Annotated in this window: 9 protein-coding genes; 6 read left to right on the top strand and 3 right to left on the bottom strand. The window is 69.0% G+C overall.

Annotation, left to right across the window (positions count from 1 at the left end):
* Positions 1-31 precede the first annotated feature (31 nt).
* The gene (locus tag AB0E90_RS42730; RefSeq protein ID WP_360418050.1) at positions 32-3,184 is read left to right on the top strand and encodes a LamG-like jellyroll fold domain-containing protein; all 3,153 of its coding nucleotides are present in this window, start codon (positions 32-34) and stop codon (positions 3,182-3,184) included.
* 24 nt (positions 3,185-3,208) lie between these two features.
* Here AB0E90_RS42730 and AB0E90_RS42725 read toward each other — a convergent pair whose 3' ends face one another.
* Entirely contained in the window at positions 3,209-3,985 is a 777-nt protein-coding gene (locus AB0E90_RS42725; protein WP_360418049.1) for an XRE family transcriptional regulator, read from the bottom strand.
* Positions 3,986-4,212: 227 nt separating this feature from the next.
* Here AB0E90_RS42725 and AB0E90_RS42720 point away from each other — a divergent pair, with 227 nt between their 5' ends.
* The 3 genes from AB0E90_RS42720 (at position 4,213) to AB0E90_RS42710 (ending at position 6,881) form a co-directional block, all read left to right on the top strand.
* Positions 4,213-5,025 (top strand): methyltransferase domain-containing protein, encoded by an 813-nt coding sequence (locus tag AB0E90_RS42720; protein WP_360418048.1) that lies wholly within the window; start codon positions 4,213-4,215, stop codon positions 5,023-5,025.
* Entirely contained in the window at positions 5,022-6,041 is a 1,020-nt protein-coding gene (locus AB0E90_RS42715) for an ABC transporter substrate-binding protein (protein ID WP_360418047.1), read from the top strand. The genes AB0E90_RS42720 and AB0E90_RS42715 overlap by 4 nt, the downstream gene beginning before the upstream one ends.
* Before the next feature lie 108 nt (positions 6,042-6,149).
* The gene (locus tag AB0E90_RS42710; RefSeq protein WP_360418046.1) at positions 6,150-6,881 is read left to right on the top strand and encodes an ABC transporter permease; all 732 of its coding nucleotides are present in this window, start codon (positions 6,150-6,152) and stop codon (positions 6,879-6,881) included.
* Positions 6,882-6,891: 10 nt separating this feature from the next.
* On the opposite strand, the gene AB0E90_RS42705 is transcribed toward AB0E90_RS42710, so the two are convergent.
* The gene (locus AB0E90_RS42705; protein ID WP_360418045.1) at positions 6,892-7,812 is read right to left on the bottom strand and encodes a superoxide dismutase; all 921 of its coding nucleotides are present in this window, start codon (positions 7,810-7,812) and stop codon (positions 6,892-6,894) included.
* 137 nt (positions 7,813-7,949) lie between these two features.
* Here AB0E90_RS42705 and AB0E90_RS42700 point away from each other — a divergent pair, with 137 nt between their 5' ends.
* The gene (locus AB0E90_RS42700) at positions 7,950-8,273 is read left to right on the top strand and encodes a helix-turn-helix transcriptional regulator (RefSeq protein WP_360418044.1); all 324 of its coding nucleotides are present in this window, start codon (positions 7,950-7,952) and stop codon (positions 8,271-8,273) included.
* Positions 8,274-8,801 carry a DinB family protein gene (locus tag AB0E90_RS42695; protein ID WP_360418119.1) on the top strand — a complete coding sequence of 176 codons (528 nt, stop codon included), beginning with the start codon at positions 8,274-8,276 and terminating at the stop codon, positions 8,799-8,801.
* Here the strand turns inward: AB0E90_RS42695 and AB0E90_RS42690 are convergent.
* Positions 8,782-11,811, bottom strand: a complete 3,030-nt coding sequence (locus tag AB0E90_RS42690; RefSeq protein WP_360418043.1) for an NPCBM/NEW2 domain-containing protein — start codon at positions 11,809-11,811, stop codon at positions 8,782-8,784. The two genes, AB0E90_RS42695 and AB0E90_RS42690, sit on opposite strands and share 20 nt — an antisense overlap.
* Positions 11,812-11,916 lie beyond the last annotated feature (105 nt).

The raw sequence follows: 11,916 nt of genomic DNA, 5'->3' as shown, positions 1-11,916 counted from the left end.
CAACGCGTCGTTGATCGGAAGGAAACACTCGATGCTGCGATCACCCCTGCGACCACTACTTCTTGCTCTTCTGATGGTTCTCTCGATATTGGTGGCACCGGCTGGCGTCGCGGCCGCCGCGGCCGCCGACGTGCACGGGCTCAAGGGCGAGTACTTCCGGATGTCGGCGCCCGGCGCCCGGGACTTCGCCGAGCTCGGCGGCATCGTCCTCGACCCGAACATCGACCTGGGCGGGCTGGTCGGCACGTTCCAGTCGCTGACCGGGCGCACCGAGCACACGACCGCCCGCTGGACCGGCAAGCTCACCGCCCCGGCGACCGGCGACTACACGTTCTCGATGATCGGCGACAACGGCTTCCGCTTCTTCGTCGATGGACAGCCGGTGGTCGATCACTGGGTGGGCGACTGGGACGTCGAGCAGAACAGCGCGCCGGTGCACCTGGTGGCGGGCGAGGCTCACGACGTACGCATCGAGATGTTCCAGGATGTCGGCGGCGCGAATCTGTTCCTGCGCTGGGCCGCGGCCGGTCTCGAGAAGCAGATCGTGCCCGAATCCGCGTTCACCCCGCCGGACGGCTTCCAGATCTTCCCGGTCGACTTCACGGTGGACCGGACCGGCACCACGCTGACCGCGGCCTTCGACGCCACAGTGACCGCCCTCGGGCAGTTCGCCGTGAAGACCACGGTCGAGGTCGACACCACCCCGTTCCCGATCAAGTCGGCCAAGAAGGACGGGACGCGAGTAAAGATCACCCTCGGCGAGCCGGTCCAGAAGGGTCAGAAGGTCCGGGTCAACTACGACGGCACCGGCGGCCTGGTCGTCGGCACCGAGACGGTTCCGCAGGTCATCCGGTCCGCGACCAACAACTCCACGCACCGCCTCACCACCCCGTGGGGTGACCGGGTGGACAAGAAGCACCCGCTGCCCGAATACCCGCGACCGCAACTCGTCCGCAAGGACTGGCTCAACCTCAACGGACCGTGGGAGTTCGCCGGCGCGGAAGCGGGCCAGCAGCCGGTCTTCGGCACCAAGCTCGCCGAGACGATCACCGTGCCGTACCCGGTCGAATCGCAGCTGTCCGGCATCGAGCGGCGCGAGGACCACATGTTCTACCGCAAGCTCGTCAGCGTGCCGAAAGACTGGCGCAAAAAGCGAATCAAAATTAACTTCGGGGCCGTCGACTACCAGGCCAAGGTCTGGGTCAACGGCTCGCTGGTAGCCGAACACACCGGTGGCTACACCGCTTTCACCGCCGACATCACCGATGCGCTGCGCCCGGCAAAGGAGCAGGAGATCATCGTTGCGGTCACCGACGAGACCGGCCCGAACCAGCCCAAGGGCAAACAGTCGCTCAACCCCGGCGGCATAGTCTACGAGCCCTCGTCGGGCATCTGGCAGACCGTGTGGCTGGAGCCGGTCGCGCCGGCCTCGATCGACGAGGTCGTCACGACGCCCAGCCTCACGTCGGTAACCGTGCAGGTCAACTCGACGGCGACGGAAAAGGTGACCGCCACCGCCTACGACAAGGAGGGCAGGAAGGTTGGCACGGTCAGCGGCGCGGCCAACACCCCGCTCACGCTGACGGTCGCCAAACCGCACCTGTGGACGCCGGACGACCCCTACCTCTATGACCTGGACGTCAGGCTGGGCAGCGACCACGTTCGCAGCTACTTCGGGTTGCGCACGGTAGGCGTACAAAAAGTTGGTGGTTTTCCGAAGTTGGTGTTGAACGGCAAACCGATCTTCTCGCTCGCCAACCTGGACCAGGGCTTCTGGCCGGACGGCCTCTACACCCAGCCGAGCGACGCGGCGCTGAAGTTCGACCTGGCCGAGACGAAGAAGCTCGGCTTCAACGCGGTCCGCAAGCACATCAAGGTCGAGTCGGCCCGGTGGTATAGGCACGCCGACGAGCTCGGCCTGCTGGTCTGGCAGGACTTCGTGTCCGCCGACATCGACAGCGTGGCCGGCCAGCAGGCGTGGCTCAGTCAGGGCCGGGAGGAGATGCGGCAGCTGCACTCATATCCGAGTGTGATCGGCTGGGTGGTCTTCAACGAGGGCTGGGGCGAGTGGGACCGCACCGCGACCGGGCAGATCGCCGAGCAGGTCAAGGCGGCCGACCCGTCGCGGATCGTCAACGCGCACAGCGGCGTCAACTGCTGCTCGTCGAAGGGTGACTCCGGCAAGGGCGACGTGATCGACCACCACGACTACGTCAACAACGACCCGGCCTACCCGGACGCGACCCGGATCGCGATGGACGGCGAGCACGGCGGCTTCACTTTGCGAACGCCGGGTCACATGTGGCCCGGCACGCCGGCCGCCATCTACAGCGGGGTCGCCGACAAGGCCGCGCTGACCGCGAAGTACGTCGACAACACGTCGCGCTATTACCTCGAAGCGGCCGGGGCGGAGCTGTCCGGCTCGGTCTACACCCAGATCACCGACCTGGAGACCGAGCTCAACGGCCTCTGGACCTACGACCGGCGAGAGATCAAAGTCAATCCCGGTGCCGTACGGGCGGTGAACGCCCAAGTCATCGCGGCTGGGGCCGCGGCCGGGGCGGACGCCACGTTCCCGGGCCGGGGCGACTGGACGCTCGACGGGACCACCGCGGACAGCGGCGGCAGCAAGGCCGACCTGACGCTGAGCGGCAACACCGCCTGGACCGACGGCGTACGCGGGCAGGCGTTGAAGTTCGATGGTGACGGCGACTCGGCCGACACCGCGGCGCCGGTGCTCGACACCACGAAGGACTACACCGTCGCGGCGTGGGTGACGCTCGACCAGCTGCCCGGCAATTACGCCTCCGCGGTCAGCCAGGACGGCCGGGCCACCGAGAACCCGTTCTACCTGCAGTACGGCCAGGGCGCCTTCGCCTTCAGCACACCGGGCGGCAACCGGGCCCGGCTGGCGGTCACGCCCGAGCTGAACCGCTGGTACCACCTGGTCGGGGTGCGCGACCACGCCACCGGTGAGGTCCGGCTCTATGTCGACGGTCAGCGAGCGGCCGCGGCGCCGGCCGGTCCGGATGTGATCAGCACCGGTCCGTTCGCGATCGGGCGAGCGAAGTACGCCGGCACCCGGACCGACTACTGGTCCGGCTCGATCGACGAGGTCCACGCCTACCAGCGGAGCCTGAGCGACGCCGACGTGGCGGCGCTCTACGCGGCCGAAAAGGCCTGATCCGAATCGGCCCGGCGAGAGTCGTCAGACTTCTTGCCGGGCCGCTCCGGGCCACGGAACGGCGGATTTCCAGATTCGCTCGAAGGCGTCACAGTAAAGATCGAATAGCAGTCCGCCGTCGATCTTTTGCAGGCGGATGGCCGGGTTCAGGCTGGACGGGCTGCCGTAGACGTGCGGATTGACGACGAGCTGCTCGTCGTACCGGAAAATGCTGTTGTAAAGCGTCGTGCCGTGCAGCCGAATTTCCGCGCCCTCCACATTCAGCAGATCGCGGTACCGGGTGAGGCTGGCGTGAATCTGCGCGGGAAGAGTGCCGGCCAGGCCTTCCTCGGCGTCACGCACCGCCACCGCCGCGCTCTGCGGGTCACCGAAGCAGAGCCGCACCCGGACGCCGTCGCGGGCCCGCTCGGCGAGGTCCTCGGCGATGCGCGGCTGCACCTGGGCAAAGAAGGCGCCGGAGAAGACCAGAACGTCCACATTGCTCTGTGCTTCGCCGAGAAGTCGCAGCCAGGTCTCGCGCGGCACGCTCGCGCGGTCCGAATACAGCTCGATCAGCTCGGCCCGGCCGGCCACCCGGTTGCGGATGCCCCGGCTCAGGATGCTCGGCCACAGGTAGGTCTCGTCGGCGTCCAGCAGCTTGGCGGCGGTCCACCGGTTCTGCCGGTGCGGCACCCGGCCGTGCGACAGCCAGCGCTCGACACTCTTCGTGTCGATGCCGCACTTCTCCGCCAACTCCTCGGCGCTGATGCCGCGCTGAAGCATGAGCGCCCGTAATTGCTCGTTCGGCAGAGGTTTGGTCACCTCGATACGGTCCGGTATCTATCGGCACTTTTCAAGCGTTTTCCGGGGACATTTTCTTCGATCAATACGTCTTCAAAAGGTCCCATCAAGGCGGGTGAAACGTCCCAGCGGTGCGGGTTGACTTGCGAGCGATTTGGCAATGGATCTCCACGGCCATATATCGATCTTGCGGTCGACGTGATTGTCAATAATCACGCGGCTGATTTCATGCGTGAGAGGAATCGACCATGTCTACGGTCGTCCGGGAACCCGGAACCCCCTATGTGTTCAGCAACGACCGGCCGACGGCCCGGCAACTGCTCGATGCGCTCGGGCAGATGCACGACCCGTTCACGATCCGCCGGCTGACCGAGGCCGGGGTGAAGCCGGGCTCACGCTGGCTCGAGATCGGCGCCGGGGCCGGCACGATCGCGGGCTGGCTGGCCGACCAGGTCGGCCCGGACGGCGAGGTGATCGCCACCGACGTCCGCCCCCAGCACATCCGGGAGCACTCGGGCGTCACCGTCATCCAGCACAACATCGTGACCGACCCACTGCCCGCCGGTCAGTTCGACGGCATCCACGCCCGCGCGGTTTTGCAGCACCTCCCCGAGCGGCACGAGGTGCTGGCCCGGCTGGCCGGCGCCCTGAAGCCGGGCGGCGTGGTGGTCATCGAGGAGATGGAGGCCGGCTGGTCGAGGTCGGTGCTGTCCACCCCGGACGAGCGGCTCCACGAGATCACCGCGCACTACGAGGCGGCCCTGCAGCAGGTGCTGCGCACCGCCGGCAACGACCCCACCTGGTGCCGGTCGGTGTTCACCGCGATGGAGAAGCTCGGCCTCGACGAGGTCGACACGCAGAGCTGGCAGGGCGCCTGGCGCGGCGGCACCGGGGCGGCACTGCTCGCCTCGGCCGGCTCGACCGAGCAGCGCGAGCGCCTGATCGCCGCCGGGATGACCGCCGAGGAGCTGGACCTGCTGGCCGCATTGGGGATGGACCCGCGGGTGGTCCTGCGCGGCATCCTGGTGCTGTCCACCGTGGGACGGAAGGCGGCGGCATGAGCGTCCTGCGGAGATTCGGGTCGATCGCCCTCGTGGCGACGGTGCTGCTGACGGCGGCGTGCAGCAGCGGCGACGACAAAAAGGTGGCGGCCGACGCCGGCGGCGCGCTGACCACCGTGAGCTACCTGACCGGCGCCGGCGTGCAGGGCCGCGAGGCGTTCATCTACGTCGCCATCGAGAAGGGCTTCTTCAAGGAGGAAGGCCTCGAGGTCAAGGTGCAGCCGGGCAACGGGACCGAGCAGAACCTCAAGCTGCTGCAGTCCGGCCAGGCCGACTACGCGATGGTCGACATCACCGCGTCGCTCATCGCGTACGGCGAGAAGAAGTTCACCGACTTCACCATCGTCAACGCCGTCCAGCAGCTGAACCTGTCGTGCATCATGGCGCTCAGCGGCAGCGGCATCGCCGGCCCGAAGGACCTGGCCGGCAAGACCATCGCGTACATCCCCGGTGGTGTGGTCTACAGCCTGTTCAAGGCGTACGCCCGGCTCGCCGGGGTGGACGGCACGAACATCAAGTGGGTCGTGATGAACGCCCAGCAGATGCCGCAGAACCTGGCGGCCGGCAGCATCGACGCGGCCACCCAGTTCGCGGTGGGCAAGCCGGCGGTCGAGGCCGCGGGCAAGGGCAAGACCGCGGTGGTCATGCCGTTCAGCAACTACCTCAACGACCTGTACGGCAACGGCCTGGGCGTCACCAAGAAGAAGCTGGCCGAGAACCCCAAGCAGGTCAAGGCCTTCAACAAGGCCATGCTGCGCGGCGTCGAGTATGCGATGGCCAACCCCGACGAGGCCGGCCAGATCTACGCCAAGTACCAGAAGCTGCAGCCGGCCAAGGTCGCGGCGGCCGAGAACGTGCTGATGAAGTCGTACGTCGAGGGTGGCGCCAACGCCGCGCCGATCGGCAGCCTCAACCGCGACCGGGTGGCGCGCAACATCGCCATCATCCAGAGCGCCGGCCTGGTTCAGGCCGGTCTCACTCCCGACGACGTGATCACCTTCCAGATTCCCTCCTGAGTTGCCGTGGGGCCCCCTCCCGTCCGATGGGTAGGGTGGCCCCACGGCCAGGCTTCGCCCGGAAGGCAACCCACCATCATCCGCAACCGCCGCGTCCTCACCCAGATCATGTTGCCGGTCGCCGGCGCGATCGCGCTGGTCGCGGTGTGGTGGGCCGCCATCGTCCTGCTGGACATCGAGTCCTACCTGGCGCCGACCCCGCCGCAGGTCCTCGCCGCGCTCGGCAACATGACCGGCTACCTGGCGAGCAACGCCGTCACCACGCTGCTGGAGGTGGTGCAGGGCTACGTGATCGCGGTCGGCCTGGGCCTGGCCGCCGGCGCCGTGCTGGCCATGTCCGGCACCCTCGAGCGCGCCTTCATGCCGAGCATCGTCGCCGTCAACGCCGTACCCAAGCTGGCCTTCGCGCCGTTGCTGCTGGTCTGGATGGGCTTCGGTCAGGGCCCCAAGATCGTCATGGTGGTGCTCCTCTGCGCCTTCCCCATCCTGCTGGCCGCGGTCGCCGGCCTGACCCGCACCCCGGCCGAGATGATCGAGTTCGCCCGCTCGCTGCGCGCGAGCCGCTGGCAGATCATCATGCGGTTCCGCCTGCCGTCCGCCCTCCCCCAGATCTTCGTGGGCCTCAAGACCGCGATGCCGCTGGCGGTGATCGGCGCCCTGGTGGGCGAGCTGTCCGGCGCCACCGCCGGCCTCGGCTACGTCATCGCCAACGCCGGCGCCGACACCGCGACGTCCTTCGCCGCGATCGCCCTGCTCGCCGTGATCAGCGTCGGCCTCTTCTACCTCCTGGTCCTGGCCGAACGCCTCCTGCTCCCCTGGGCCCGCGCCATCACCGAGTGACGGCCGCCGGTCACCGGATCCCGACCGACTCGATCGAGCCCGGCCCCGGCCGGCGGCCGTTGGTCACGTAGAAGATGTTGTGGTGCTCGGTGATGCCGGCCGGGGCGACGAAGCGCGGGTCCCGGTTGCGCGAGACCACCTGGCCGGCGGTGCCGGCCGCGTCGATCTCGATCTTCGTCACTTGGGCGTGCCGGGGCTGCGCCACGTACAGGGTGCCGTCTTTCAGGTGCAGGCCGTCGCCGCCGAAGACCTTTTCGCCGCCCAGGTCGACCTGGGTGCTCACGCCCTGGTCGGTCACCCGGTAGAGGTTACCGGTCACGGCCTGGACCACCAGGAACGCGGATCCGTCCGGCGTGCTGGTGAGACCGTTCGCGTTGATGCCCGGCCGATACCGCAGCTCACCGGTGATCCGCACCCGGGTGGCGGCGCTCGGGAGCGGCTCGTCGTGGCCGAGCTCGAGCCGGTAGAGCTCCGGGTTGATCCCGTCGATGAACCAGGCGGCCGCGGTCCCGGCCACGACGTCGTTGACGTCGGACCGGTGGTGGAACCTCGGGTACGACGCCAGCAGCTCGCCGGTCTCGGAGTCCAGCACCTCGATCATGTGCCGGCCGGCGCCGCCGGCGACGAAGAGCGGGCCGTAGCGGCCGACCGCCAGGCCGCGCGCCTGCCGGCCGGGACGGCCCGCCCGCACCTGGGTCACGTCGCCGTGCTGCAGGTCGACCCGGTAGATGGCGCCGTCGTGGCGGGAGCTGACGGCGGCGTGCGGGGCCCGGCCGAGCATCACGATGCTGTCCGGCTGGACGCCCGGCGGCAGGTCGATGGTCGGCGGGTACTGGACGTCCGGTCCATCGGCGAGGGCGGGGCCGGCGGTGGCGATGACGGCCAGGCCGGCGCCGGCGCCGAGGGCGGACAGGAACGTACGTCGAAGCATGGTGTCTCCTTCGCATGGGGTGGACACCGCTGAGTCCACTCCGGACGGTCGCCGATGTCTGTCGGGTTCCGTCGCCGGCGGGTGGAAGGAGCAAGAACGGTCAGGTTCCGGGCAGTCCGGGCCATCACCATTCAGGGGTGACGAACTTGGGCCGGGACCGGCTTCGGGAATTGCTCGACGCGGTGCTCGCGGACGGCGAGTCCCGCTCGCTGGACGACATGGCCGGCGACGCGTTCTCGTCGCCGTTCCACTTCAACCGGCTGCTCGCCCGCGGGACCGGCGAATCCCCGGTGGCGATGCGCCGGCGGGTGCTGCTGGAGCGGGCCGCCTGGCAGCTGAAGAACGGATCGGCGGTGACCGAGGCGGCGTGGGCGGCCGGCTACGACTCGGCCGAGGGCTTCTCGCGGGCCTATGCGCGGGCGTTCGGGCACCCACCGAGCCGGGCCGCCGGGCGGCACTGACTGCCGGCGCCGAACGGCATCCACTTCCACCCGCCGATCTCGCTGTGGGTCGACGCGAACGAGCACCTGACGAACCCGCTCACCGAACAGCTCGTCCGGCATGACCTCGACGACACGGACGCCCTGCTCACGTACGCCAAGGGCCGCACCGAGGCGGAGCTGAACAAGGTCCGCCTGCCCGGGGCGGTGGTGCTCGACTGGGACGGCCCGGAAGAAACGATCGGCGACGTCCTGCACCATCTCGTCCGCACCAAGGAGACCTGGCTGGCCTCCATCGGCGGACGCGACACCCCGCCTGCCGCGCCGCGGCCCAGCATCGCCGAGCTGGTTGAACGGCACGAGGTCGCCGCCGCCGCATGGCTGGCGGTGGTGCGCGACCTGGAGGCACGCGGCGGGTGGAACGACCGGCTGATCGACGCGCTGTGCGAGCCGCTGCTGCCCCGCCGCCTCGATCTGCGGTTGCTCGAGACGGCACGGAACGCGGCCTTCGTGGCCGCCCGCTACGAGGTCACCCGCAGGTCAGCGTAGGCGCCGCCCAGTCGCCGTGGTCGCTGCCGTTCCCGTCGCCGCCGTCGCCCACCACCAGTTCCAGGGCCTGGGCGCCGGTGACATCCACGTCGATCGCCGCGGCCGGCTGGCGGCCCTTCAGAACCGGGGTCGTGGCCAGCGCGCGGCCGTCGGCGAGCACCTCGAAGGTCACGGTGCCGGCGCCGTTCTGCTCGTCGTCGACACCAGCGGCGGCGGTGAAGCGGGTGCAGTTGCCGCCCAGGTAGACCTGCACGTCGCTGACCGCGTTGGTGCCCAGGCCCTTGGGGTAGGCCTGGCCGGCGATGGTGATCGTCTTGCCGTCGCCGGCCACCTGCTCGCCGTTGCTGGTGTCGCGCTCGACCGGGCCCCAGCCGTTGGTCGCCGACAGGAACGGCAAGTCACTGACCGCGACCGAGCCGGCGGGCGGCGGGGCGTAGTTGCCGACGATGCGTTCGTCGCGTGCGGTCCCGCCCGGGTAGGGAACGGTCACGGTGAGCGCGGCCGTCGACGGCTGGGCGCCGGTCGGTGGCGTCACCTCCCAGGTGAGAGCGCTGAGCCGGCGGATGGTCCAGCCGTCCGGCGCGGTCAGGGTGGCGGCGCCGTGCGCGCGGCCGGTCACCGTCGCGGTGGCGGTGAACGGCACGCCGGGCTGAACGGTGGACGGCACCTGAAGGCTGACGCTGACCTTCGGGGCCAGCGCGATCGCGTACTTGCGGGCGTCGTAGCCGGGGCTGACGACATCGGCCACTCGCAGGGACGACGCGTAGCTTCCGTAGTTCGTCAGCGACACCTGGCCGAGGCCGCCGGTCGTACCGTCGAGATTCCAGACGGCAATGGCGATCGTGTTGCGCCCATCGGTCCGCAGAATGCCGTTCGGAATCGGGAAGCTGTGCTGCGGTCCCAGATAGTTGACGTAGTTGCCGAGCATCCAGCCGTTCACGTAGATCTGGGCCCGGTAACGGTGCGACGGGTCGTCGGTGAACGTCAGCCCGATCGAGGTGTCCTGGCCCTTCGGCAGGCTCAGATCGGCCGTCGTGCGGTACCAGGAAACTCCGGGAGTGGTGTCCCGGGCACTCGTCTTCCACCGGCGGTCGTCGAATCCGGGCAGCTGCCAGCCGGCCCGTTCGCCGAACAGTCCACCGGTGGAAAGCGGTCCCCGCACCGCATCGACGTCGCGGGCGCCCTGCAGGCGCCAGGTGATCGGGGTCGTGGGCGCGCCGATCAGCGAGGCGCCGGTGAGGCCGCGGGCCGCTTTGTTGCCGTTGCTGGAGTTGTAGTCCTCCTCGTGGCCCATATTCACGGTCAGCACCGAGACGATGTTGTCGCCGCTCGCCTTCAACGCGCCGGCTGGGAAGGTGAAATTGCCGGCGCCATTCGTCGAACTTCCCAGGAAGACGCCGTTGACCCAGGCCGAGAACGCTTGCGCGCCGCCGCCGGAATCCGAGGTGAGGTGCACGCCGGTGACGCCCGCCGACGAAGGGAATCGGCCGCGGTACCAGGTACTGCCGGTGTGGAATCCGTAGTCGTCGGCGTAGAGGACCGGCAACGATCCGGGGCCGGTGATGCTGAACGTGGTGGTCTTGTCGGCCACCGCCCAGGCCGAGTCGTCGAATCCGGGTTGCGCCTCGGGCGATTCGGCCTGGTGCTTCCAGTTGGTCAGGGCCGGCAGGGCAATCGGCGCGGCGGCCGGGATCACGCCGTGCGAAATGATGGCGCCGTTCCATCGGACGGTGGAAGCCGTGCTGAAGACCTCGATGTTCGGATCGGTTCCGTTGTCGCCGGTCAACGCGAGAGTCCGGCCGGACGACACCGCCGTCCGCAACAGATGGGTGCCGCGCACCAGCACCGGACCGGCCGCCGTGTCCTGACGCCAGAAGGTCTCCGCGGTCGGTTTGTCGGCCAGCAGGAGCAGAAGCGGCCGCTGCCCGGCCGGCGTGATCAACACCCGGGTCAGGCCGCTGTGGGTGTAATTGAGCCGCAGATCGCCCGTCGCCGGGTCCCAATTCTGCTCGACCGCGCCCCGCACCGCCGGCTTGGTCGCGAACCGCAGCACGGTCTCGCCGTCGGCGCCGGGATCGCCGTAGAGGACGGCGACGTCCTGCGCACCGATCGTGGCCTGGGTGAGCAGTTCGGAGGTCGAATACTGGAGCCGCGTCTGTCCCAGACGAGCGCCGGCGACCAGGAGGCGGGAGTCGCGACCGTTCAGGGTGATCGCGGTGCCCGGCTTCTGCGGCACGACCGGATAGACCGACTCGGTCGTGGCCACCGCCGGGGGCAGATCGATCGCGTCGACCGCGACGAAATTGTCGGTCGAGCCGGCCGCGTGCGTGCCGGTCACCACGATCTTCAGGGTGTGCGGGCCGTCGGCGAGACCGGTCGCCTGGAAGAGAACGGCCTGCGCGGCGCCGCCGGAACAATCCACGGTGGCCTGCTTGACCTCGTCGACGTAGACATCGGCGTACCCGTGATTGCCGGTCTTCGACCCGATCCACCGGATGGCGGTGCCGGTGAACGGAATGGTGAGCGCGTCGCCGGCGGTGCTGGAGAACGACTCGGTCTGCTGGTAATCGCTTCCGGTGTAGCTCTCGTTCGCCACGTGCGACCACGCGCCGGCGTATTGCAACGCCGGGTCGGGGTCGTCATAGGTGTAGGACGTGGTCGCCCGCGCATTGAAGTCGATCGCGATGTGCGTCCGGTCGACGGCGGTCGACGTCGAGTCGTTGTGCCGCAGCACGTGGAACTGGGCGCCGGTGTCGGGATTGCGCCGGGCGGTGTCGACGATCGCCGCATTGTCGGGCGGCGTCACCGCGATCCGGTCGGTCTTCGTCAGATCCGGCATCGATTGGGTCAGATAGCCGATCAGCTTGTCCTGGTAATACTTCGGGTCCAGCTGGCGGGTCTCGCGAATGGCCGCGCCGTAATCGTACGAGGTGTAGTTCTGCGGCATGCCGAGCCAGCCCCAGTTGGTGCCGCCGTAGGTCATGTAGAAGCTCTGCGCGGTCGAGCCCACCGCGATGTTGGTAACTAATCAGGTCGGCTGTTTCGGGCCGGTTTGATCTTGCCGGGGTTGTTCGGCAGGATGTCCGGGTGCCTGAGATGCCGTCCATCGTGGAGC

Source organism: Actinoplanes sp. NPDC026619 (genome assembly GCF_040638295.1).
Classification (GTDB): Bacteria; Actinomycetota; Actinomycetes; order Mycobacteriales; family Micromonosporaceae; genus Actinoplanes.
This window is presented reverse-complemented; position numbering and strand designations above follow the sequence as displayed.

Coding starts and splice junctions, on each gene's coding strand:
- AB0E90_RS42715 (WP_360418047.1), top strand. CDS start 5,022: ATGAGCGTCCTGCGGAGATTCGGGTCGATCGCCCTCGTGGCGACGGTG.
- AB0E90_RS42710 (WP_360418046.1), top strand. CDS start 6,150: ATGTTGCCGGTCGCCGGCGCGATCGCGCTGGTCGCGGTGTGGTGGGCC.
- AB0E90_RS42705 (WP_360418045.1), bottom strand. CDS start 7,812: ATGCTTCGACGTACGTTCCTGTCCGCCCTCGGCGCCGGCGCCGGCCTG.
- AB0E90_RS42730 (WP_360418050.1), top strand. CDS start 32: ATGCTGCGATCACCCCTGCGACCACTACTTCTTGCTCTTCTGATGGTT.
- AB0E90_RS42720 (WP_360418048.1), top strand. CDS start 4,213: ATGTCTACGGTCGTCCGGGAACCCGGAACCCCCTATGTGTTCAGCAAC.